Consider the following 21,659-nt stretch of genomic DNA (forward strand, 5'->3'; position numbering starts at 1 on the left):
CAGGAGCCTTCCCATCATGAGCGACAACGTCGTTCACCTGCACAAGGACACCAAACCGTCTACCGAACCGGCCACCGTGACCACCCTTACCGTGGTCCCCGAGGCGCCCGCCGCGCCGGTGGTGCCGCTGTGGGTGCGCTCCGCGCGCGCCATAAAGACGGCCGTCACGCACGACAACACCAAGACCGCCGCCCGCGCGGTGGCCCGCCACAGCCTCTACGTGGCTGGCGGGGCGCGGATCGTGGCCCGCCGCACCTGGGACGGCCGTACCGCCGCCCGCTACGAGCGCATGCTCCGCGCCGCCGAAGCCGCCGGGAACTACGAGGTGGCCGCGGAGTGGGAGGAGCGCGGGCAGCGCTACCGCGAAGCCCGCCACCGCCGCCGCATGGACCTGCTCCACTCCCCGCTCGACGCGGCCAAGGGCGCGGCCGTCAGCGCCGGTATGGGCATCGGTGGCCTGGTCCTGCTCGGGATCGCGATGGCCATCGCCACCAAGGACGCCACCGAGGTCGTCACCCCGCTGATGGCGGTCATCAAGTTCATCAACCTGATGATCACGATCGTGCAGATGGTGTGGGGACCGCTGATCACGATCGGCCCGTTCCTCGCCCTGCTCGCCCTGTGGTCGGTCGGCGCCCACCAAAAGGCCGCCCCGAACTGGGCACTGCCCGCAAACGTCCGCTCCGGAGAGGGCGAGCCCATCACGCCGTCCATCGTGGTCAAGGCCCTGCGGGATCTCGGCGTTCCGGCGCTGCGCAACGCCATCAAGGAGATGGGAGATGCCGGCGCATCGATGCTGTCCCCGATCCGGATCGCCGGATGCGGGGTGGAAGTCGACGTCACGCTTCCGTCCGGGGTGTCGACAATCGAGGTGCAGCAGCGGCGCCGCAAGCTCGCCGAAAACCTCACGAGGCACGAACACGAGGTGTTCATCACCATCCCGCAGGCTGCCCGCACGGTCCGGCTGTGGATCGCCGACTCGGGGGCGCTGGATGAGCCGATCGGCCCCTCTCCGCTGGTCACCGACGAGACCCTGACCGCCAGCTACGCCAAGGGCCGCGCCCCCTGGGGCCAGGACCTGCGCGGCGACGCGGCAGCGCTCAGCCTGTATCAGCGGCACCTGCTCATCACGGGCCTGTCCAACCAGGGCAAGACCGCCTCCCTGCGCGCGCTCGCCCTGTGGGCCGCGCTGGATCGCACGGTGGAGTTCCGCATCGCCGACCTCAAGGGCGTAGGCGACTGGGCCATGTTCGACGGGCTCGCCACCGTCCTGATCCAGGGCCCGGCCGATGAGAACGTGATCGAGGCCACCGAGATGGTTGAAGGCCTGGTCGAGGAGATGAACCGCCGCATCGACGCGCGCCGGACCGACCCGAAAGCCGTCTTCCCGCCGCTGATCGGCATCGTGGACGAGGCGCAAGTCGCGTTCATGTGCCCGGTCAAGGACGAGGACGGCCGCCCCTACGGCGGCAGCAAGGCGACCTCGCGGTACTTCATGGCGGTGCGCAAGGTCCACAACCAGGGCCGCGCGGTGGACGTGATCCTGTGGGAGGGCACCCAGGACCCCACCGACCAGAACCTTCCCAAGCTCGTCCGGGAAGGCGCCCACACCCGCGCATCGCTCGCACTGGGCACCGAATCGCAGGCCCGTATGGCGCTGGGAGACAAGGCCGTCGACGGTGGCGCCGCCCCCCACCTGCTGCGTCAGGGCCTGGACAAGGGAACCCTGGTCGTCGCATCCGACGGCATCGAGATCCCCGCCGGCCAGTCCTCCATCACGGTACGCACGCACTACATCGACGACGACCAGGCCAAGGCCATCACCGACCGCGCCAAGGCCCTGCGCGGCAACGTCACCACCCTGCACGCCATCGAGCGAAGCGAGAAGCGAGACCCGCTCGCCGACATCCAGGCCGTGCTGGGCAGCGATGCCCGCGTGCGCACCCAGGAAGTCATCACCCGGCTTGCCGCGCTCAACCCGGACGCCTACAGCGGCTGGTCGTTCATCGACCTCAAGCGCGTCCTGGACGACGCCGGGGCCGAGCCGTACAAGTCCGACGGCCGCATGGTCGTCGCCGCCGATCGCGTCGCCCAAGCGCTCGCCAACCGCGCGGAGATGGATTCCGCTTCCGCCTCTGAGTAAAGGGAGCCGCACCCCTCCCGGGTCAGGGAGGCAGGGAGAACTCCCTAAATGCCTCCCTGACCCGCCTCCCTGGCCCTGACCTGCGCAAATGATCACTCAGGGAGTCAGGGAGGACCGCAGGTCAGCACCCGTGAAACCCCCTCCACAGCCACCCCGGCAGGGGCTGTGTCTGCCTCCCTGCCCAACCACCGGAAGGGATTCCGCATGTACCCCCACCACACCGGCCGCGCGCCCGTCCAGTGGGCCGTGGAAGTCCACCACCCGGCCCCGATACCGCCTGCTGTTCCGGTCGCGGCGCCGCTCGTTCCCGTCCAGCCGGGCACCCTGCCCAGCGTGGCGAGCGTGGTCCTGCCCGACGGGCGGGTCGTCACCGGCTACGCCATCGACCCCTCCAAGCCCGAACCGGTAGCGGCCAAGCCGGCCGTGTCCCGTACGGCGGTGAACATCGCCCTCGGAGGCATCGGATTCGGCGCCGTGTGCGGCGGGCTGATTCTGCTGACCACGTTCATCGCCGCGCTCGCCGCGCTCATCCACCAACTCATCATCCTCGCCGCCGTCATCTTCGGCGGATGGATCGCCGTGCAGGTCTTCACCGCGAGCGGCCACCGCGGCCGGACCACGGTCAACATCCGCAAAGCCGTCTTCAAGCGCAACCACTTCCACGGCTAGCTACGCCAAGGGCGGCCCCCATTCCGCCAAGAACCGGGCCGCCCTGGCCACCAGCACCCATCCAAGGAACTGGAGACCTCCAGCATGACCCATGACGACCGTTCCGCGCTGCTCTCCGCCGCGCTGGACGCCGCCGCGCGCGGCTGGCACGTCTTCCCGCTGCGCCCCGGCACCAAGCGGCCCGCCCTGCACGGGGAGGCCGCCTGCCCCCGCACCGGGCCATGCGCGAGCGGGCACCGGAAGTGGGAGCAACGCGCGACCACCGACCCGGACCGTATCCGTGCCGCCTGGTCACGGGCACCGTTCAACGTCGGCATCGCCACCGGCCCCTCGGGACTGGTCGTCGTCGACCTGGACGTGCCCAAGGACATGGGCAGTTCGGACGCGCCTTGCGGCGCGACGACCTTTGGAGCGCTCTGCGAGCGCGCCGGGCACGCCGTCCCCACCACCTACCGGACGCGGACCGCGAGCGGCGGAGAGCACCTGTACTTCACCGCCCCGGACGGCGTCCGGCTGACCAACACCGCGGGCACCGTCGCCGATGCGGTGGACACCCGCGCCTGGGGCGGCTACGTCGTCGCAGCGGGCAGCATCACCCCCGCCGGACCGTACGAAGCCCTGTGCGCCTCCGAGGCGGTCCCTCTGCCCGCCTGGCTGCAAACCATCCTGCAACCGGCCGCCAAGGCGTCTGAGGCCCCCTCGATGGCCTTAACGGGGCAATCTCGCCAATACGCGGATGTAGCACTCGCCAACGAGTTGCGGAACGTGGCCTCAGCCCAAGTCGGCGAGCGGGAAGCGAAGTTGTTCCGCGCGGCGCGCGCCCTGGGGCGGTTCGTCGCGTGGGGCGACCTCCCGAGAAGTGTGGTTGAACAGGCTCTTCAGGAGGCGGGCGAGGCGGCCGGACTCACCGCGTCCGAGTGCCGCTCCACCCTGCGCAGCGCCCTGAACTGGTCCATCGCCCACAACCAGATCAGGCGGGATGCGGCATGAGCACCCGTCCCCATCCCCCTCTGAAGAGCCCCACTGACACCACAACGCCCCCGCACGCCGCCGGACCGGCAACGCCCCCAGCGACCGTGGGCGAGCCGAAAGGCGCCGCCCGCAAGGGCGTCCGAACTGCTCTTCGTTCTGACCGGTTCCCGGCCGACGACGCGCGCGGCACGGAAGACCCGACGCCCGACCGGCCCGGTATCCGCATCTACGCCCCAGCGGTCTACCGCTCCCACTGGGACGGGGCCCGCTGGTCCAAGCGCCACGGGGACACCCCCACCGCCGCCTATGCCTGCGCCTGCGGGCAGACCGGCACGGCCACCGGCCCCCGAGCCGTCGCCGCTCTCGCCTACGAGTACGACGCCCACAAGTCCGCCTGCACCGGAACGCCCGCACCACCCCTTGAAAGGAGGACCGCCGCATGACCGGCGCCGAAGAACTGCCTGCACCCTCCAACCCGCTCGCCGTCGCCCGGCGACTCCTGCCCGACTGGCAGACCCAGGACGGGCACCTGACGTGCCGACGCTGGCGAGGTTCGTGGATGCGCTGGAACGGCACCAGTTGGCGCGAGCTGGACGAAGCGCAGATGCGCGCCCACATGTACACGCGCCTCGAACACGCGGTCTACCAGGCCCCCGGCAAGGACGGACAGACCGAGGAACGCGACTGGGCGCCCACGAAGCAGAAGATCAGCAACCTGCTGGACGCGCTCGGGGCCATCACCTTGCTGTCCACCGAGGTAGACGCCCCGGCGTGGATCGACCAGGAGGCGGGGAAGCAGGACGGCAGTCCGATCGTGGCGTGCCAGAACGGGTTGCTGCGAATCCGGGACCGCGCGCTACTGCCGCACAGGCCCGGATTCTTCAACCTGGTCTCCGTCCCCTTCGCCTACGACCCGGACGCGACCGCGCCGACGTGGCAATGGTTCCTGCGGCAGATCTGGCCCAACGACCCCGACGCGATCCAGGCAGTGCAGGAGTGGTTCGGCTACGTCCTGTCCGGCCGCACCGACCAGCAAAAGATCCTTCTCATGGTCGGCCCGTCCCGTTCCGGCAAGGGAACCATCGCTCGCGTGCTGAAAGAGCTGGTTGGCAAGGAGAACCTTGCCGGACCCACCCTCGCCGGACTCGGCACCAACTTCGGGCTGTCCACGCTGATCGGCAAGCCGCTCGCGGTCATCTCCGACGCCCGGCTGTCCGGCAACGACAACAGCCAGGTTGTGGAGCGGCTGCTCACCATCTCCGGTGAGGACACGATCGACATCGACCGCAAATACCGCGAAGTGTGGACCGGCAAGCTCCCCACCCGGCTGATGATCCTGTCCAACGAGCTGCCGCACTTCGGCGACTCCTCCGGAGTCATCGCCCGCCGGTTCGTGGTGCTCAACATGACCGTCTCGTGGCTGGGCAAGGAAGACCCCACCCTGTTCGATCGGCTTGTGGCCGAGATGCCCGGCATCCTGAACTGGGCCCTGGACGGACTCGCCCGGCTGGAGACCAAGGGCCGGATCACCGAACCGGCATCCAGCCGCGAAGCGGTAGCCACCATGCAGGACACCGCCTCCCCCACCAGCGCGTTCATCCGCGAACGCTGCACCACCGGCCCCACATGCAGCATCCCCGTGGACACGCTGTGGACGGTCTGGCGGGAGTGGGCGGAAGACAACGGCGTCAGGCCCGGCACGAAGCAGATGTTCGGCCGCAACCTGCTCTCCGTCGTCCCCCAGCTCAACCGCACCCGCCCCCGCGACGCCTACGGCCGACAGGTGGTCACCTACAACGGGATCACGCTGAACGTGTCCGAACCACATTTGCCTGAGTCGCGACTCATCGCGTCTCAAAGCCCCTCTGAGAGCCGCTGAGTGCCGATGAGTCGCGACTCAGCGCAATGTATTTCCAACTCGCGGAGGACACAGTGAGCGCGCCCGCACCCGTCCACGACGACCCCCGCGCCACCCTCCGGGGTGGCCTGCCGGACCGGTACCTCACCCCCGATGACATCGCTGAGATGTTCGAGGTGCCGAAAGAGACCGTCTACCAGTGGCGCAAGAAGCGCATCGGCCCGCCCGGCTTCCGCATCGGCAAGCACCTTCGCTACGACCCCGCCGACGTACGCGCCTACGTCACCAGCCGCAAGAACACCGACGCCGCCTGACGCGGCCCACACACAGCACCACACAACTGGGGAGGGCCACACAGTGGCCCTCCCCGTCCCATGCCCAGAAGGGACCACGCCGTACATGGCAGGTCACATCCAAGACCGATGGTTCAAGACCGTCCCCGCCCCCGACGGCAAGCCCGTCAAGGTCAAGAGCGACCGCCACGGAACGGGGCTCCGGTACCGCGCCCGGTACATCGGCCCGGACGGGACCGAGAAGAGCAAGTCGTTCCGTGATAAGGAACTGAGGCTCGCCAAACAGTGGCTCGTCCAAATCGAAGCAGACATGTCCCGCGGTCAGTACGTCGACCCGCGCGCCGGGCGAACGACGTTCCGGCAGTACGCGGAGCGATGGGTCAAGACGCACACGGGCGAGATCAACAGCCGCGAGGCTGCGGAACGCCGACTCCGACTGCACGCCTATCCCCACATCGGCTCTCGTCCGCTCGGCTCGTTCAAGCCCGAGCACATCCGCGCCTGGATCGCCGACCTGGAAGCCACCGTGCCGGCGGAGTCGCATCGGCGCATCATCGTCGGTACCGTCTCCGCAGCGCTGAGCGCGGCAGTCGACGACGGGCTGCTGAGCAAGAATCCCTGCCGCTCACGCACGGTCCAGCTCCCGAAACCGGGCAAGCCGCGTGTCGTCCCGTGGACGACAGCGCAGGTCTTCGGCGTACGCGCCGCCCTCCCCCGGCGCTACCAGGCCGCTGTGGACGCGGGCGCAGGCTGCGGGCTGCGACAGGGGGAGATCTTCGGTCTGGCAGTAGACGAGCTCGACTACGAGGGGAGTTGGCTGACCGTGGGCCATCAGCTCAAGCGCATCCGGGGCAAGTACGTCTTTGCTCTACCGAAGGGAGGCAAGATCCGGGACGTGCCGCTGCCAGCGGCCGTGGCCACCGCGCTCCGGGACCACTCGAAGGAGTTCGAGCCGATCGACGTGACGCTTCCGTGGCGCACGCCGGATGGCCCGCTCGTTACCAAGCGGCTCCTGTTCAGCGGCCCGGAGGGCAACCACGTCCGCGTGAGCAACTTCAATGACCACCACTGGAAGCCCGCTCTGGCCACCGTGGGCGTCATCCCGGCACGGAAGGCAGGCGAGCGCTACGCGTCCGCCCCGGAGCACGGCATGCACGCCCTCAGGCACTTCTACGCGTCCGTACTGCTGGACGCGGGCGAGAACATCCGGGCCCTGAGCCAGTACCTCGGTCATAGCGATCCGGGGTTCACGCTCCGGACCTACACGCACCTGATGCCGAGCAGTGAGGGACGTACACGCAGCGCCGTCGACACCCTGTACTCCAACGGCGCCCGGGCCCACTCTGCTGATGCCAGGATGACGCCGTAAGAAGTGAGTGGGGGATATGGCGCGTTCACGAAGCCTGTCATCAGATGATCGTCGCGCGTTCGCTGGCGGTTGCTTCGGCCTCTTGCTCCTGCTGTCAGGGGTAGCCGGTATCTTCGGCTGGCAGCAAGGTCAGGTTGCGCGAGGGGCTACGCAGTTCTTCTTGACCCTGCTCATCGCGGGTACTTGGCTAGTCGCTCTCACCCGACGTAGGTGGCCTAGACGAAGAAGGGCCCGCGACGACCTCCCCGTTGTTTGGGACGACGCATTCGATCCCCTAGCCCCCGTCTCCTACCAGGAAATGAACGCCAGAGCGTTCGAGGAGGCGATCGCCCGCCTCTGCATGAGGGATGGGTGCCGGGATGCTCATGCCGCTGGAGGATCCGGTGATCTCGGAGCCGATGTGGTCGCAACTGCTCCCGACGGTCGCCGCCTGATCATCCAGTGCAAGCGCTATGGACCGAGCAGCAGGGTCGGCTCCCAGGACTTGCAGCGCTTCGGCGGTACCTGCTTCAGCATCCATCGCGCAGACATCGCCGTCGTCGTGACCACAAATGTGTTCACAACGCCAGCAATCGAGTACGCGGCGAGGCAGAAAATCCTGCTGTTCGACCAGCATGATCTTGCGGCATGGACCACGGGCGCTGGGCCTACGCCCTGGCAGCGAATGGATGACGACGCGTTCAACTAATCATGATCACGGCCCCGAGACGGCCCACGGAGGTGATTCCGGCTCTCGGACGTCACGAACGCGCAGGTCAGGTAGCTCACGAGTCCCCGCGGGAGCACTTCATCTACTTCTGGCCCATCTACACGGGCACGGCGATCCCGATCGACTCCTGGCGGTCGCGGATGTGGCTGGACACCTGGGTCTAGTCGCGCGGACACACGACGAGGGCGCGGCGGCGGCCGCGCCCTCGTCCTCGTTGCCGGGCGGCGGGGGCGGCGGGGCCGCCCCCCGTCACGTCTCCGGCATTCACGTATGTGGCTGGATATGTGAGTTCAGGTCATATTTCTGATCACTCTTCGACAACGAACGACCACACAGCTCCCAACCGCCCCTCGGCCTGCCTACAGTGCAAGGCCTACGGGGAGGGGCTGCGTGCCATGCGCAAGGGGGTCAAGGTCGTCATCGTGAGCGGGGTGTTCGCGGTGATGGTCTCGGGGGCCGGATACGGCGCCTACAACGTGCTGAGCGCGTTGAACGAGAGTTCCGGGGGCGGACCCCAGGGGGCAGCGCAGGTGAAGACCGGGCCGCCGTCGGCCGGTGAGGTCAAGGAGGCGACCGGCAAGTTCTTCGCCGCCTGGGAGAAGGGCGACGCGGCCACCGCGGCCTCTTACACGAACAACGCCGACGCCGCGGGGCAGCTGCTCGGCGCCTACGGGTCCGGTGCGCACATCACCGGCGTGCACATCACGCCGGGCGCGCCCAGCGGGGACACCGTGCCGTTCTCCGTGAAGGCGACCGTGTCCTACGAGGGGAAGTCCAAGCCGCTCGCCTACAACAGCAGGCTGACCGTCGTGCGCGGCGTGACCACCGGGCGGGCGCTGGTCGACTGGCAGCCGTCCCTCGTCCATCCGGACCTGCAGAAGGGCGACACGCTCGTCACCGGGGAGGCCAAGGCCCCGCCGATCGAGGCGGTGGACCGCAACGGGGCGGTGCTGACGAAGGACAGGTACCCCTCCCTCGGGCCGATCCTGGACGCCCTGCGCGAGAAGTACGGCGACACGGCCGGGGGCACCCCCGGCATCGAGCTGTCCGTCCAGCGTGCCGATGCCAACACGCCCGGCAAGACCCTGCTGACGCTCGTCGAGGGCAAGCCCGGCAAGCTCCACACCACGCTCAGCGCCACCGTGCAGGCCGCCGCCGAGCGGGCGGTGCAGAACTACGCCGAGTCGTCGGTGGTGGCGGTCAAGCCGAGCACCGGGGAGGTGCTGGCGGTCGCCAACCACCGCCGGGACGAGTTCAACGCGGCGTTCGAGGGGCGGCTCGCCCCGGGATCCACCATGAAGATCATCAGTGCGGCGACGCTCATCGACAACGGCATCACCACCATGAACGGCCCCGCGCCCTGCCCGCCGACGGCCACTTGGCAGAGCCAGACCTTCCACAACCTCCAGGGCCTGGTCCCCAACGACGGGGCCACACTGGCGAACAGCTTCATGCGGTCGTGCAACACGGCGTTCGTGAAGTACGCGGACGAGGTGAAGGTCGACTCGCTCACCAGGGAGGCCGAGGACCGCTTCGGGCTCGGGCAGGACAACTGGAAGACCGGCATCGTCTCCTTCGACGGCTCGGTGCCCGCCTCCGGCGGCCCGGACACGGCGGCCAACATGATCGGCCAGGGCCAGGTCCAGATGAGCCCGCTGAACATGGCGTCGGTCACGGCGACCGCGATCACGGGCACGTTCCGGCAGCCGTACCTGGTCTCCCCCGACCTCGACCACCGTGAACTGGCCACCGCCAAGGGGCTGTCCGCGAGCACGGTCGCGCAGCTGCGGGCGATGATGCGGCTGACGGCGACCCAGGGCACCGCCGCGCACGTGATGGCGGGGCTCAGCGGTGACATCGGCGCGAAGACCGGGTCCGCGGAGGTCGACGGGCAGGCGAAGTCCAACAGCTGGTTCACCGGCTACCGGGGCGACATCGCGGCGGCGGCCATGACCCAGGAGGGCGGGCACGGCGGCGACGCGGCCGGTCCTATTGTCGCAGCTGTGCTACGAACGGGCAGCTGAAGTCACCCGTGTCACTGCGGGACTCTAGTGTGTTGTTCTCGTTGAGGACTGTGAGGGTACTGGGGGACCTGGGGACTGCGGAGGACCGGGAGCTGTGGGCAAGAGAAGGCGCGTCGCCGGGCGCAACAACAGCCGGCCGCTGGTGATCGGCGGGCTGATCGCCGTCGTCGGGCTGGGCGGCGCCGTCGGCGCCTACAGCCTGCTCGGCGGCGGCGCGGCGGCCGACGACCGCAACGCGGCCTCGGGCCACCGGAAGCTCGTGAGGATCGGACCGCCGTCCGCCTCCGAGGTCCGTACGGCGGCCACCGCGTTCCTCACGGCCTGGCAGCGGGGCGACGCGGCGAAGGCGGCGGGTGCCACGGACGACTCGGCCGCCGCGAACGCGGCGCTGACCGGCTACCGCAAGGACGCGCACATCACGGGCGTCACGCTGACTCCCGGCACCCCCACCGGGGCGACGGTCCCGTTCTCCGTCAAGGCCACGGTGTCGTACAAGGGCGTGAGCAAGCCGTTCACGTACGACTCGAAGCTGACCGTCGTGCGGCGCGAGAACGACGGCGTGCCGCTGGTGCGATGGCAGCCGTCGGTGGTGCACCCGGACCTGACGGAAGGCGACCGCCTGGTGACCGGCGAGGCGGGCACACCCCCGGTCAAGGCGACCGACCGCGACGGTGGCGAGATCACCGTGGCCAAGTACCCGTCGCTGGGCACGGTGCTGGACGGCCTGCGCGAGAAGTACGGCAAGAAAGCCGGCGGCAAGGCGGGCATCGAGCTGCGGATCGTGCGCAAGGCGGCGGCGAAGGGCAAGGAGAAGACGCCCGACAAGACGCTGGCGACGCTGAGCGAGGGCACGCCGGGCACGCTGAAGACGACGCTGAGCCCCACGCTCCAGGCGGCTGCCGAGCAGCAGGTCGCCAAGCAGGCGAACGCCTCGGTCGTCGTCATGCGCCCGTCGACCGGCGAGATCCTCGCCGTCGCCAACACCAGCCACGGCTTCAACGTCGCCTTCCAGGGCTCGCTGGCCCCCGGCTCCACGATGAAGATCATCACGTCGACGATGCTCTTCGAGAAGGGGCTCGTCAGCCCCGCGGCGTCGCACCCCTGCCCCAAGACGTACAAGCTGGCCGGCTGGACGTTCCACAATGACGACGACTCCGAGATCAAGCAGGGCTCGTTCAAGCTGAGCTTCGCGGCCTCCTGCAACAACGCCTTCATCAACTTCGCGCCGAAGCTGTCCAACAGCGACCTGACCGAGGAGGCCCAGCAGGTCTATGGCCTCGGCCTGGACAACTGGTCCATCGGCGTCCCCACCTTCGACGGCTCGATCCCGGTGCAGAGCGGCGCGCAGATGGGCGCCTCACTGATCGGACAGGGCGGGGTGCGCATGAACCCGCTGAACATGGCGTCGGTGGCCTCGACGGTGGAGACCGGCGTCTTCCATCAGCCGTACCTGGTGGCCCCGACGGTGGACGACCGGACGCTCGCGAAGGCCTCGCGCACCATGTCCGCGAAGACCCAGTCCGAGCTGAAGGAGGTCATGCAGTACACGGCGGCGTACGGCACGGCCGCCAAGGCGATGGCGGGGCTGGGCCCGGACGCCGGCGCGAAGACGGGTTCGGCGGAGGTCGACGGCCAGAAGAAGCCGAACGGCTGGTTCACGGCCTACAAGGGCGACCTTGCCGCTGCGGGCGTGGTCCAGGCAGGCGGCCACGGCGGCGACACGGCGGGCCCGATCGTGGCGGCGCTCCTGCGCATGGGGGGCTGAGCCCAGGCGCGGGAGCCGTCCCCAGCCGGACTGTCCCGCCGGGCGGGAAGCCGATCCCGCGGACGGACGCCCTACCGCCCCGGCCCCGCAGGCGGACGCCCTACCGCCCCGGCCCCGCCCCCACCGTGTACGTCCGGCGCAGGAACCGCATCAGGGCCTTCGACTCGAACTGCACCACTTCCACGCCCTGCGGCGAATGGAACTCCATCACGGCCTGAACCCGGCCGCACGGCCAGATGCGGACCTCGCCCGTCCCCGCCGGAGCGTTCAGGCCCTGCTCCAGGAGGTCCCGGGAGAAGGCCCACTCGTGCGGGCCGGGCAGGCCGATGCGCACCGAGCGGGGGTCGGCGTCCGGGTCGTAGCGCAGGACGACGGGGACGGCGTCAGGAGTTTCCGGGGAGTCGGTGACGACATGGGCTCGCGCGTACTGTTCCACCACGGACATCGGACCACTCCTCACGCTGCGTCACCCAAGCAGAAGCTGTGAATCCGCTACCCATCCAATGTCGCGCATATGGGCGCCACGGGCCTCCGATGCGAGTGTCGCTTGCCACAGTGCGCGCCTCCAATGCGCCTTCTACGACACGCAAGCTCTTGCAAAAAGGTCGCAATAAGCCGCTATCCTCGAACGGTGCATGTCCCGGACGGATTCATCGACGCCCCCACCTCCGCCGCGACCGGTGTCCTCGCCGCCGGCGCCCTTGCCGTCAGCCTGAAAGGCGCCCGGCGTGAGCTCGACGAGCGCACCGCCCCGCTGGCCGGCCTGGTGGCCGCGTTCATCTTCGCGGTCCAGATGCTGAACTTCCCCGTCGCCGCGGGCACCAGCGGGCATCTGCTGGGCGGCGCGCTGGCCGCGATACTCGTCGGACCCTGCACCGGGGTCCTGTGCGTCTCGGTCGTCCTGCTCATGCAGGGCATCCTCTTCGCGGACGGCGGTCTGACCGCGCTCGGCGTGAACATCACCGACATGGCGGTCGTGACGACCGTCGTGTCGTACGCCGTCTTCCGCGGCCTGGTGAAGGTGCTGCCGCGCAGGCGGCGCTCGGTCACCGTCGCCTCCTTCGTCGCCGCGCTGGTGTCGGTGCCGGCCGCCGCGGTCGCCTTCACGCTGATCTACGCCGTGGGCGGTACGACCGACGTGGCCATCCCCAAGGTCGCCACCGCGATGATCGGCGTCCACGTGCTCATCGGCATCGGCGAGGCCACGATCACCGCGCTCACGGTCGGCGCCGTCATCGCCGTACGACCCGACCTGGTGTACGGCGCGCGGGGCCTGGAGCGGAAGCTCAAGCTGCGGGTCAACGGTCAGCTGGTCGACGCGCCCGCCGCCGAGCCCGGCGTCCCGGCGGCCGCCCTCTCACACCACCGCAAGCTGTGGGCCACCGGCCTGGTCGTCTCTCTCCTCCTCGCCGGCTTCGTCAGCTTCTACGCCTCCGCAAGCCCGGACGGTCTGGAGAAGGTCGCCAAGGACCAGGGCATCGACCGGAGGACCGAACCGCACGCGGCGGCCGACTCCCCGCTCGCCGACTACGGCGTCAAGGACATCGCCGACGCCCGCCTCTCCGGCGGTCTCGCGGGAGTGATCGGCGTCGGGGTCACCGTGGTCGCGGGCAGCGCGGTCTTCTGGACCGTCCGCAGGCGGCGGACGGCCGAGCCGTCGCAGGCGAGCTGACATGGGCGCCGGCCATGCCCATCGGCTGTACCGTCACGGGCACTCCCCCGTGCACGCCCTGCCGCCGCACACCAAGCTCGCCGCCGCGTTCGCGTTCGTGGTGGTCGTGGTCTCCACCCCGCGCGAGGCGATGTGGGCGTTCGCGCTGTACGCCGGCCTCCTCGCCCTCGTCGCGTACGCGGCCCGCGTGCCCGCCGGTTTCCTGCTGAGGCGGCTGCTGATCGAGGTCCCGTTCGTCGCCTTCGCCGTGCTGATGCCGTTCGTGGCCGAGGGCGAGCGCGTCGAGGTCCTCGGGCTCTCGCTGAGCGTGAACGGCCTGTGGGGCGCGTGGAACGTCCTCGCCAAGGGCACCCTCGGCGTCGCCGCCTCCGTCCTGCTCGCCGCCACAACCGAGCTGCGCGAACTGCTCCTCGGCCTGCAGCGCCTGAAGCTCCCGCCCCTGCTGGTGCAGATCGCCTCCTTCATGATCCGCTACGGCGACGTCATCACCGACGAGATGCGGCGGATGCGGATCGCGCGGGAGTCGCGGGGCTTCGAGGCGCGCGGCGTCCGCCACTGGGGCGTGCTCGCGAAGTCGGCGGGCGCGCTGTTCATCCGCTCCTACGAACGGGGCGAGCGCGTGCACCTGGCCATGGTCAGCCGGGGCTACTCCGGTTCGATGCCGGTCATCGACGAGGTGACCGCGTCCCGTACGCAGTGGTCGTACGCCCTCGCCCTGCCTTTCGCCGCCCTCGTCGTCTGCCTGCTGGGATGGATGCTGTGACACCTTCACTCGAAGTGGCCGGGCTGGCCTTCGCCTACCCGGACGGCCACCAGGCCCTGTTCGGCGTGGACCTCCGCATCGAGCGCGGCGAACGGGTCGCGCTGCTCGGGCCGAACGGCGCCGGGAAGACCACGCTCGTGCTGCACCTCAACGGCATCCTGACCGGCGGCACGGGCACGGTGAAGGTCGCCGGACTGCCGGTCGACAAGCGGCACATGGCGGAGATCCGCCGCCGGGTCGGGATCGTCTTCCAGGACCCGGACGACCAGTTGTTCATGCCGACGGTCCGTGAGGACGTCGCGTTCGGACCGGCCGCGGCCGGGCTGAAGGGCGCGGAACTTCAGGAGCGCGTGGACCGCGCCCTCGAGCGGGTCGGCATGGCGGAGTTCAAGGACCGCCCGCCGCACCACCTCTCCTTCGGTCAGCGCCGCCGGGTCGCCGTGGCGACCGTCCTCGCCATGGAGCCGGAGATCCTGGTCCTGGACGAGCCGTCCTCCAACCTCGACCCGGCCTCGCGCCGCGAACTCGCCGACATCCTCAGGTCGTTGGACGTGACGGTGCTCATGGTCACGCACGACCTGCCGTACGCCCTGGAGTTGTGCCCCCGCTCCCTGATCCTGAGCGACGGTGTGATCGCGGCGGACGGCAAGACCGCCGACCTGCTCGCCGACGACGAGCTGATGCGCGCCCACCGCCTGGAACTGCCCTTCGGCTTCGATCCGCGGTCCGTGACAATGGGCGCGTGACGAACGAGGAGATGGACGGCTCGCTGCTCCTGGACGACCAGCTGTGCTTCGCGCTGTACGCCGCCCAGCGGGCGGTGACGGCCGCGTACCGCCCGCTCCTGGAGGACCTCGGTCTCACCTACCCGCAGTACCTCGTCCTGCTGGTCCTGTGGGAGCGCGGCGAGACGACGGTCAAGGAGCTGGCGGCCGCCCTGCGCCTCGACTACGGCACCGTCTCCCCGCTGCTCAAGCGCCTTCAGGCGGCGGGCCTGGTCCGGCGTGAGCGGTCGGCGCGGGACGAGCGGTCGGTGCTCGTCGCGGTCACCGCGCGCGGGGAGGAGCTGCGGGAGCGCGCGGCGCGCGTGCCCGGTGCCCTGCTCACGGCGACGGGGCTCGACGGCCCGGGGATGGCGCGGCTGCGCGAGGAGCTGTTGCGCCTGGCGGAGAGGGCGGAGGCCGCGGCGGCCCGCACCCGCTGATCTCGGATTACCCACGGTTGCCACCCCCTGGTAACGGCGGTCTACCTACCAGCCGGTACCTTGTGCGCGATGTACTTGCGCACACTTGTTCTGGGGGAGGCCGACCATGTCTGACGGCACCGCTGTCGACACCCGTCCGACGAAGATCATGTATGTCGCCGAGGCCACCGCGCACGGCGGCCGGGACGGGTACGTGACCAGCCAGGACGGCCACATCGCGCTGAAGGTGGCGATGCCGCCGGAGCTGGGCGGCGACGGCAGCGGCACCAACCCCGAGCAGCTGTTCGCGGCCGGCTACAGCTCCTGCTTCCACAACGCGCTGATCCTCGTCGGCAACCGCGAGGGGTACGACCTGACCGGCTCGACCGTGGCCGCCAAGGTCGGCATCGGTCCCAACAGGCAGCGCGGCTACGGCCTCGCGGTCGCCCTGAGCGTCTCGCTGCCCGTGCTCGACCAGGAGGTCGCGGCCCGGCTCGTGGAGGCGGCCCACGAGGTGTGCCCCTACTCGAACGCCACCCGCGGGAACATCGATGTAACGATTGTGCTGGGCTGAGGAACCCCAGGAATCGCAGGCTCCAGGCACGCGTTACGCCCATAGTCGCAGGCGATCCACAATCGAGAGCGGGACGGGAGTGCGGACGTGGACGTGAACGGCACTGTGGCCGAGGGCTTCGAGCCGGTCAGGGAGGCGTTCGTACGGAACTTCGAGGCGCTCGGCGAACGCGGGGCGGCCGTCGCCGTCTACCGGGACGGGCGCAAGGTCGTGGACCTGTGGGGCGGCACGAAGGACGTCGACGGCACGGCGCCCTGGCAGCGGGAGACGGCGCAGATCGTGCGCTCGGCGACCAAGGGCGTCGCGGCGGCCGTGCCGCTGATGCTGGCCGAGCGCGGGGAGCTGGACCTGGACGCCCCGGTCGGACACCTCTGGCCCGAGTACAAGGCGCAGGGCAAGGAGCACACGACGGTGCGCCACGTCCTGGCGCACCGGGCGGGTGTGCCGGTCCTGGACCGCCCGCTCACACCGGCCGAGGCAGCCGACCCCGACCTGGCGGCCACGGTGCTGGCCGGGCAGACCCCCGTCTGGGAGCCGGGCACGGACCACGGCTACCACGCACAGACGTACAGCTGGCTGACAAGTGAGCTGGTCCGGCGGGCCACGGGCCGTTCGATCGGCGAGTGGATCGCCACCGAGATCGCCGGGCCGCTGGGCCTGGACCTGTGGGTGGGCCTGCCGGAGGCGGAGGCGCACCGGGTGGGCCGCGTCGGCCGCATCGAGGCCCCGGCCCGGGAAAGCGCCCTGCGGACCCGCCCCAAGCGCGCGGTCGCCGACGCGTACGCGGACCCGGAGAGCCTGACCCGCCGTGCCTTCGCGGCGATCACCCCGCAGCCCGACGAGAACGACCCCGCCTACCGGGCGGCGGTGCTGCCCGCCTCGAACGGCATCGCGACGGCCGACGCGCTGGCCCGGTTCTACGCGGCGCTGACCGGCGAGGTGGACGGCGTACGCCTCTTCTCCCCCGCGACGGTGGAACTGGCCCGCCGGGAGGCCTCCTCGGGCCCGGACCGCGTGCTGGTGGTCCCCACCCGCTTCGGGCTCGGCTACATGCTCCATGGCAGCGCGTCCCCGCTGCTCGCCCCCGGCTCCTTCGGGCACCCGGGCCGCGGCGGCGCACTGGGCTTCGCGGACCCGGAGTCGGGCATCGCCTTCGGGTATGTGACGAACGGCTTCCACAAGAGCGTGACAGCGGACCCGCGGGCACAGGCGCTGGTACGGGCGGTGCGGACGTCGCCGGCGTAGCCGGGCACGACGCGGCGGTGCCCGCACGCCTCGACGTGCGGGCACCGCCGAAATCGGTACTCCTCGCTCTCGCTGTTCGATCTCACTGTGCGCGTCAGTGGAACGTCAGCGGATGCGACGTCCTCCCTGACGCCTCGTCGATCTCGTCGTGCGCCTTGGTGAGCAGCTGCATCGCCAGCTCGTTCAGCGCACGGGCCCCCGCGATCTCCTCACCGACGCGCGGCTGATTCGAGTCCGAGCGGTGGCGGCTGGCGTACCCGCGTGCCCGGACCTCCTTGCCGTCGGGGAGCCGGACGAGCGCCGCCGCCCGCGTCCGCTGATCGTCCTCCTCGAATTCGAGTTCCACATGCCATCCGACTGCGGTGTTCATAGACATGACGATCACCTCCGGAACCGCTGATTCCAGGGTGCTCCTCCTCGTCTCCCGATGCACGGCGCGGGCACCTTCGGAATCCTTGGGAGCCTTCAGGAACCGGACTTCTCGTCGAAGCTGGCGAAGTACGCGGCGGCCATGTCCTCGTCGGCGTGACCCTGGGCGGCGGCGCGGGCGAGGCGTTCGGCGGTCGCGGCGGCCACGTCGAGGCGGACGCCGTGCTCCTCCCCGGCCCGGACGATCAGGCGGGCGTCCTTCTCGGCCGTCGCCACGGCGAAACTGGCCGGGGTCAGCGTGCCGTTCAGAAGGAGGCCGGCCTTGGCGTGCAGGTAGCCCATGTCCAGCGGGCCGCCCGCGATGATGTCGAAGAACTTCTGCGGGTCCACGTCCAGGGCCTTGGCCAGGGCCAGTACCTCGCCGGTCGCGGCGGTGGCGGCGAGGACCCAGCTGTTGGCCACCAGCTTCAGACAGCTGGCGCTGCCCGCCGCACCGTCCTGACCGGTCCACAGCGTGCGGGCGCCGACGGCGTCGAAGACGGGCGTCACCGTCTCCCGCCCCTCGGAGGGCCCGGCGGCGAGGACGGTCAGCTGCCCGGCCTCCGCGGGCTGGCGGGTGCCGAGCACGGGGGCGTCGTAGAAGGCCAGGCCGTGCTCGCGGGCGAAGGCGGCCAGCTCGCCCGTGGCCTCGATCCCGGCGGTGGTCGACTGCACCCAGGCGGTGCCGGGGCGCAGGGCGTCGGCGGCCTCCCGCATGACCTGCAGGACGGTGGCGCCGTCGTAGAGCATGGTCAGGACGACATCGGCATCCCGCACCGCCTCGGCGGGGGTGCCGGCGACCTGCGCGCCGTCGGCGGCGAGCGGCTCGGCCTTGTCACGGGTGCGGTTCCAGGCGCGGACGGTGTGTCCGGCGCGGGCGATGTTGCGGGCCATCGCGGCGCCCATGATGCCGGTACCGAGGACGCTCACGGTGAGCTTGTCTTTCATGACGTCAACTTCCTGATCCCACGGTGACTGATGCGCTCCCCATGCTCCCCCAGCGGGCGAGCGTTCCGTCGTCGCCCACCCGGCGTGCGGCATCACTCCGCATCCGACCGCCGGACCGGCGGCCGGCCGTGGCATCCGTCGCAGCCACTCCTACGACGGAGGCCACAGGCGATTTCGGCCTCGGGGTCGGTGGGGTGGCTTTCCTGGATCTGCCGGCCCGGTCGAGGTCCTAATCGGTCCAGTCCGGCTTGCGCTTCTCGAGGAAGGCGGCCATGCCCTCCCGGGCCGCAGGGGTCTGGGAAGCAGCCGCCATCACCTCGAGGGCAATCGTGTAGGCGTCGGCCTCGGGGCGGTCGAGCTGCGCGTACAAGATCTGCTTGCCCAGGGCCTTGCTCGCGCGACTGCCCCGTGTCGCTCTGGCCAGCAGCCCGGCGACCCCCTCGTCGAGTTGGGTGTCCGGCACGACCCGGTTGACCAGTCCCCAGTCGAGCGCGGTGGCGGCGTCGATGACGTCGCCGGTCAGAGCAAGCTCCATCAACCGCTTACGGCCGACCGCCCGGGCCACCGGCACCGCCGGGGTGTGGCAGAACCAGCCGCCCTTGCCCCCGGGCAGCGCGAAACCGGCCGACTCCGCAGCCACCGCCAGGTCGCAGGACGCCACCAGCTGGCAGCCCGCGGCGGTCGCCAGGCCATGCACCCGGGCGATGACCACTTGCGGCACGGACTCGATGGTGCGCATCAGCTCGGTGCACAGCTGCAGCAGCTCCCGGACCCCGGCCAGATCCCGAACGGCGACGTCGCCGAAGTCGTGCCCCGCGGAGAACACCGGCCCCGCACCAGCCAGGACGACCCCGGACGCGTCGGACTCCGCCGTCTCGCGGAAAGCCGCCAGCAGCTCGGCGAGATGATCCGCGGACAAAGAGTTGCGCCGCGAGGCCCGGTTCATGGTGATGGTGACCGTGTCACCCTCGCGCTTGAGCAGAATGTGTTCGTACTCGCCCATACCCCGACGTTACGTCGCCCGCAGCCGGAGGAAAACTCAACCGTGGCCCGCGGGAGGAATTGGCCTGCAGTACCAGCCGAAGTTCGAGAGAGCCGGGGATGTCCAGAAGGTCACCGTCGGCCCGTACGAGCCGTCCTCCTCGTCGCTCACCTCGACGGTGATCTCCCGGTCGGGATGGCGCGCGGACAGGACTCCCTGCCAGCACTCCCCCAGAGCCAGCGCGAGTTGGGGCAGTTCCTCGCCCAGCCGATCGTCGTCCGCCAAGGGGGTGTTGCCGAAAGTGGCCCACAACTCGACGTGGTTGGTGACTGCTTCGATGCGTTTCCGATCGCCGCCCAGGTTCGTGAACCAGTTGTCGACAGTGTCCTGACGGAAGCGCTCCTTGAGGAACACGCAGCCCCGGTACTGGACCGTCTCGGGGCAGAACAGCCAGGCCGCGGCCAGGACGAAGCGCAGGCCGCCCTCGAGGTCGAGGTAGTTCTCCGGGGAGAGCTCCTCGTCCTTCCAGTCGGTGCGCCATTGCCTGAAGAACGCCGGCAGCTCACGCTCGGACCACGACGGTTTGCTGGTGCTCACAGGACCTCCCAGTCGGCTACGGGTACCGAGCCCGACGCTTCGGCTAACCGGCGTGCAGCATCAGCCCGATCCCGACCATCACCAGCCCGGCCGCCGCGATCCGCGGAACGCCGAACCGCTCCTTGAAGAAGACGGCACCGATGGCCGCGCCGACGATGATCGAGGACTCCCGCAGGGCGGCGATGGGCGCCAGCTCCGCCCGGGTCTGCGCCCACAGCACGAGGGCGTACGCCGCCACGGACAGCGCGGAGCCGAGCAGCCCGAGCGCCGCGAACGGCCGGAGCCGCGCGGTGAATTCGCCCCGCCACCGGTACCAGGCGTACGCGGGGATGACGACCCCCTGCACGGCCAACAGCCAGGCGACGTAGCCGAGGGAGGACCCCGAGGCCCGTACGCCCAGACCGTCCACCAGGGTGTACGCGGCGATCGTCAGGCCGGTGGCGAGTGCGGCGCCGATGGCCGCCCAGTTCGGCCGGCGCCCGCGCAGCCCCCACAGCGCGACCCCGGTCAGCCCGGCGCACGATACGGCGACGCCCGCCGCCGCCCAGCCGTCCGGCACCTCGTGGGCGAACACCGCCGCGAGCACGGTGACGACCAGGGGCGCGGTGCCGCGCGCGATGGGGTACGCCTGCCCGAAGTCGCCCAGCCGGAAGGAGCGCATCAGCAGCGCCATGTAGGCGATGTGGATGACCGCGGAGGCCAGAAGGTACGGCCATGCCCGGGCCGCCGGGAACGCCGCGCACAGGGCGATCGCGAGTCCGATGAGCACCCCGCCACCCGAGATCAGAGTGAAGCCGACCAGCTTGTCGGTGATGCGGTGGGCGATGGCGTTCCAGCTGGCGTGCGTCACGGCGGCGAGCAGCACCGCCATGGCGACGGCGGGCGTCACGAGGTCTGCTCGCACACGTCCACCAGCGTGCCGCCCGCATGGGCGATCAGTGACTTCGGGTCCATCGGGAACACGGCGTGGGGAGTGCCGGCGGCGGCCCACACGGTGTCGTGGTCGAGCAGCGCACGGTCGGCGAGCACCCGCGTCCTCGTACGGTGCCCGAAGGGCGGCACGCCACCGATCGCGTACCCGGTGGTCTCCCGTACGACATCGGGCTTGGCCCGGGTGACCTTCTCGGCGCCGAGCTCCTCGCGGACGCGCGCCACGTCCACCCGCGATGCCCCGTCCATGAGCACGAGCACCGGCTCCCCTCCCCCAAGCTCTCGGCTCCGCTCGAGCAGGGGGGACCCCCACGCCACGAAGACCAGCGACTTGCAGATCTCGCTGAGCTCGCACCCGATCGCGGCGGCGGCCTCGGCGGCGGTACGGGTGGCGTCCGGGAAGCGGCGGATGCGCGTGCTCAGTTCACCGAGCCCCAGCTCCTCGAGGGCGGCGGCGAAACGGGGATGGGCTCCGGACTCTCCAGCGGGCGTCGTCGTCATGGACGTCACGCTAGCGGCGGGTGTCCGCCGCGTGCGAGCGACTTACAGGGCGCC

General features: G+C 70.4%; 23 protein-coding genes. 16 read left to right on the forward strand and 7 right to left on the reverse strand.

Features of this window, described 5'->3' with window-relative positions; translation table 11 throughout:
• Nucleotides 1–16: 16 nt before the first annotated feature.
• From N8I84_RS17405 to N8I84_RS17450, 10 genes are all read left to right on the forward strand, one after another.
• A complete protein-coding gene (locus N8I84_RS17405) occupies nt 17–2,143 on the forward strand; it encodes an FtsK/SpoIIIE domain-containing protein (RefSeq protein ID WP_263230389.1) in 2,127 nt (708 codons plus the stop codon).
• A gap of 204 nt (nt 2,144–2,347) precedes the next feature.
• Entirely contained in the window at nt 2,348–2,812 is a 465-nt protein-coding gene (locus N8I84_RS17410) for a hypothetical protein (protein WP_263230390.1), read from the forward strand.
• Between the two features lie 84 nt (nt 2,813–2,896).
• Nucleotides 2,897–3,802 carry a bifunctional DNA primase/polymerase gene (locus tag N8I84_RS17415; RefSeq protein WP_263230391.1) on the forward strand — a complete coding sequence of 302 codons (906 nt, stop codon included), beginning with the start codon at nt 2,897–2,899 and terminating at the stop codon, nt 3,800–3,802.
• Nucleotides 3,803–3,888: 86 nt separating this feature from the next.
• The gene (locus tag N8I84_RS17420) at nt 3,889–4,227 is read left to right on the forward strand and encodes a hypothetical protein (protein ID WP_263230392.1); all 339 of its coding nucleotides are present in this window, start codon (nt 3,889–3,891) and stop codon (nt 4,225–4,227) included.
• Nucleotides 4,224–5,663 carry a DNA primase family protein gene (locus N8I84_RS17425; RefSeq protein ID WP_263230393.1) on the forward strand — a complete coding sequence of 480 codons (1,440 nt, stop codon included), beginning with the start codon at nt 4,224–4,226 and terminating at the stop codon, nt 5,661–5,663. Before N8I84_RS17420 ends, N8I84_RS17425 begins: the two co-directional genes overlap by 4 nt.
• A gap of 26 nt (nt 5,664–5,689) precedes the next feature.
• The gene (locus tag N8I84_RS17430; RefSeq protein WP_263230394.1) at nt 5,690–5,956 is read left to right on the forward strand and encodes a helix-turn-helix domain-containing protein; all 267 of its coding nucleotides are present in this window, start codon (nt 5,690–5,692) and stop codon (nt 5,954–5,956) included.
• Nucleotides 5,957–6,041: 85 nt separating this feature from the next.
• Nucleotides 6,042–7,304 carry a tyrosine-type recombinase/integrase gene (locus N8I84_RS17435; protein WP_263230395.1) on the forward strand — a complete coding sequence of 421 codons (1,263 nt, stop codon included), beginning with the start codon at nt 6,042–6,044 and terminating at the stop codon, nt 7,302–7,304.
• 160 nt (nt 7,305–7,464) lie between these two features.
• Nucleotides 7,465–7,992 carry a restriction endonuclease gene (locus N8I84_RS17440; protein ID WP_390898907.1) on the forward strand — a complete coding sequence of 176 codons (528 nt, stop codon included), beginning with the start codon at nt 7,465–7,467 and terminating at the stop codon, nt 7,990–7,992.
• A gap of 416 nt (nt 7,993–8,408) precedes the next feature.
• Complete coding sequence (locus N8I84_RS17445) at nt 8,409–10,037, forward strand: penicillin-binding transpeptidase domain-containing protein (protein WP_263230396.1); 1,629 nt, start codon at nt 8,409–8,411, stop codon at nt 10,035–10,037.
• A gap of 94 nt (nt 10,038–10,131) precedes the next feature.
• Nucleotides 10,132–11,802 carry a penicillin-binding transpeptidase domain-containing protein gene (locus N8I84_RS17450; RefSeq protein ID WP_263230397.1) on the forward strand — a complete coding sequence of 557 codons (1,671 nt, stop codon included), beginning with the start codon at nt 10,132–10,134 and terminating at the stop codon, nt 11,800–11,802.
• 100 nt (nt 11,803–11,902) lie between these two features.
• On the opposite strand, the gene N8I84_RS17455 is transcribed toward N8I84_RS17450, so the two are convergent.
• Complete coding sequence (locus tag N8I84_RS17455) at nt 11,903–12,247, reverse strand: SsgA family sporulation/cell division regulator (protein WP_263230398.1); 345 nt, start codon at nt 12,245–12,247, stop codon at nt 11,903–11,905.
• 186 nt (nt 12,248–12,433) lie between these two features.
• Between N8I84_RS17455 and N8I84_RS17460 the strand changes: the two genes are divergently transcribed.
• The 6 genes from N8I84_RS17460 to N8I84_RS17485 all read left to right on the forward strand — a co-directional run bounded on the left by N8I84_RS17460 (nt 12,434) and on the right by N8I84_RS17485 (nt 17,239).
• Nucleotides 12,434–13,474 carry an energy-coupling factor ABC transporter permease gene (locus N8I84_RS17460; RefSeq protein ID WP_263230399.1) on the forward strand — a complete coding sequence of 347 codons (1,041 nt, stop codon included), beginning with the start codon at nt 12,434–12,436 and terminating at the stop codon, nt 13,472–13,474.
• 1 nt (nt 13,475) lies between these two features.
• Complete coding sequence (gene cbiQ, locus N8I84_RS17465; RefSeq protein ID WP_263230400.1) at nt 13,476–14,237, forward strand: cobalt ECF transporter T component CbiQ; 762 nt, start codon at nt 13,476–13,478, stop codon at nt 14,235–14,237.
• Nucleotides 14,225–14,983 (forward strand): energy-coupling factor ABC transporter ATP-binding protein, encoded by a 759-nt coding sequence (locus N8I84_RS17470; RefSeq protein WP_263230401.1) that lies wholly within the window; start codon nt 14,225–14,227, stop codon nt 14,981–14,983. Before cbiQ ends, N8I84_RS17470 begins: the two co-directional genes overlap by 13 nt.
• Nucleotides 14,980–15,441 carry a MarR family winged helix-turn-helix transcriptional regulator gene (locus N8I84_RS17475; RefSeq protein ID WP_313884266.1) on the forward strand — a complete coding sequence of 154 codons (462 nt, stop codon included), beginning with the start codon at nt 14,980–14,982 and terminating at the stop codon, nt 15,439–15,441. The genes N8I84_RS17470 and N8I84_RS17475 overlap by 4 nt, the downstream gene beginning before the upstream one ends.
• Before the next feature lie 106 nt (nt 15,442–15,547).
• Nucleotides 15,548–15,994 carry an organic hydroperoxide resistance protein gene (locus N8I84_RS17480; RefSeq protein ID WP_263230402.1) on the forward strand — a complete coding sequence of 149 codons (447 nt, stop codon included), beginning with the start codon at nt 15,548–15,550 and terminating at the stop codon, nt 15,992–15,994.
• An 87-nt stretch (nt 15,995–16,081) separates the two neighbouring features.
• A complete protein-coding gene (locus tag N8I84_RS17485; RefSeq protein WP_263230403.1) occupies nt 16,082–17,239 on the forward strand; it encodes a serine hydrolase domain-containing protein in 1,158 nt (385 codons plus the stop codon).
• Nucleotides 17,240–17,333: 94 nt separating this feature from the next.
• Here N8I84_RS17485 and N8I84_RS17490 read toward each other — a convergent pair whose 3' ends face one another.
• The 6 genes from N8I84_RS17490 to N8I84_RS17515 all read right to left on the reverse strand — a co-directional run bounded on the left by N8I84_RS17490 (nt 17,334) and on the right by N8I84_RS17515 (nt 21,605).
• Nucleotides 17,334–17,609 (reverse strand): DUF1876 domain-containing protein, encoded by a 276-nt coding sequence (locus N8I84_RS17490; protein WP_263230404.1) that lies wholly within the window; start codon nt 17,607–17,609, stop codon nt 17,334–17,336.
• A gap of 95 nt (nt 17,610–17,704) precedes the next feature.
• Nucleotides 17,705–18,595 (reverse strand): NAD(P)-dependent oxidoreductase, encoded by an 891-nt coding sequence (locus tag N8I84_RS17495; RefSeq protein WP_263230405.1) that lies wholly within the window; start codon nt 18,593–18,595, stop codon nt 17,705–17,707.
• A gap of 229 nt (nt 18,596–18,824) precedes the next feature.
• Nucleotides 18,825–19,598: an enoyl-CoA hydratase-related protein gene (locus N8I84_RS17500; protein ID WP_263230406.1), complete on the reverse strand. Its 774-nt coding sequence runs from the start codon at nt 19,596–19,598 to the stop codon at nt 18,825–18,827.
• A 36-nt stretch (nt 19,599–19,634) separates the two neighbouring features.
• Nucleotides 19,635–20,174, reverse strand: coding sequence for a hypothetical protein (locus tag N8I84_RS17505; protein ID WP_263230407.1), 540 nt, complete (start codon nt 20,172–20,174; stop codon nt 19,635–19,637).
• 43 nt (nt 20,175–20,217) lie between these two features.
• Nucleotides 20,218–21,063 (reverse strand): DMT family transporter, encoded by an 846-nt coding sequence (locus N8I84_RS17510; protein WP_263234795.1) that lies wholly within the window; start codon nt 21,061–21,063, stop codon nt 20,218–20,220.
• Nucleotides 21,060–21,605 (reverse strand): YbaK/EbsC family protein, encoded by a 546-nt coding sequence (locus N8I84_RS17515; protein WP_263230408.1) that lies wholly within the window; start codon nt 21,603–21,605, stop codon nt 21,060–21,062. The genes N8I84_RS17510 and N8I84_RS17515 overlap by 4 nt, the downstream gene beginning before the upstream one ends.
• Between the last annotated feature and the right edge of the window lie 54 nt (nt 21,606–21,659).

Source organism: Streptomyces cynarae, from assembly GCF_025642135.1.
Classification (GTDB): domain Bacteria; phylum Actinomycetota; class Actinomycetes; order Streptomycetales; family Streptomycetaceae; genus Streptomyces; species Streptomyces cynarae.

What these genes read in the sequence shown, in the direction of transcription:
- N8I84_RS17405 (WP_263230389.1), top strand. Translation starts at nt 17, where the DNA reads ATGAGCGACAACGTCGTTCACCTGCACAAGGACACCAAACCGTCTACC.
- N8I84_RS17410 (WP_263230390.1), top strand. Translation starts at nt 2,348, where the DNA reads ATGTACCCCCACCACACCGGCCGCGCGCCCGTCCAGTGGGCCGTGGAA.
- N8I84_RS17415 (WP_263230391.1), top strand. Translation starts at nt 2,897, where the DNA reads ATGACCCATGACGACCGTTCCGCGCTGCTCTCCGCCGCGCTGGACGCC.
- N8I84_RS17425 (WP_263230393.1), top strand. Translation starts at nt 4,224, where the DNA reads ATGACCGGCGCCGAAGAACTGCCTGCACCCTCCAACCCGCTCGCCGTC.
- N8I84_RS17430 (WP_263230394.1), top strand. Translation starts at nt 5,690, where the DNA reads ATGTATTTCCAACTCGCGGAGGACACAGTGAGCGCGCCCGCACCCGTC.
- N8I84_RS17435 (WP_263230395.1), top strand. Translation starts at nt 6,042, where the DNA reads ATGGCAGGTCACATCCAAGACCGATGGTTCAAGACCGTCCCCGCCCCC.
- N8I84_RS17445 (WP_263230396.1), top strand. Translation starts at nt 8,409, where the DNA reads ATGCGCAAGGGGGTCAAGGTCGTCATCGTGAGCGGGGTGTTCGCGGTG.
- N8I84_RS17455 (WP_263230398.1), bottom strand. Translation starts at nt 12,247, where the DNA reads ATGTCCGTGGTGGAACAGTACGCGCGAGCCCATGTCGTCACCGACTCC.
- cbiQ (WP_263230400.1), top strand. Translation starts at nt 13,476, where the DNA reads ATGGGCGCCGGCCATGCCCATCGGCTGTACCGTCACGGGCACTCCCCC.
- N8I84_RS17470 (WP_263230401.1), top strand. Translation starts at nt 14,225, where the DNA reads ATGGATGCTGTGACACCTTCACTCGAAGTGGCCGGGCTGGCCTTCGCC.
- N8I84_RS17480 (WP_263230402.1), top strand. Translation starts at nt 15,548, where the DNA reads ATGTCTGACGGCACCGCTGTCGACACCCGTCCGACGAAGATCATGTAT.
- N8I84_RS17490 (WP_263230404.1), bottom strand. Translation starts at nt 17,609, where the DNA reads ATGAACACCGCAGTCGGATGGCATGTGGAACTCGAATTCGAGGAGGAC.
- N8I84_RS17495 (WP_263230405.1), bottom strand. Translation starts at nt 18,595, where the DNA reads ATGAAAGACAAGCTCACCGTGAGCGTCCTCGGTACCGGCATCATGGGC.
- N8I84_RS17500 (WP_263230406.1), bottom strand. Translation starts at nt 19,598, where the DNA reads ATGGGCGAGTACGAACACATTCTGCTCAAGCGCGAGGGTGACACGGTC.
- N8I84_RS17515 (WP_263230408.1), bottom strand. Translation starts at nt 21,605, where the DNA reads ATGACGACGACGCCCGCTGGAGAGTCCGGAGCCCATCCCCGTTTCGCC.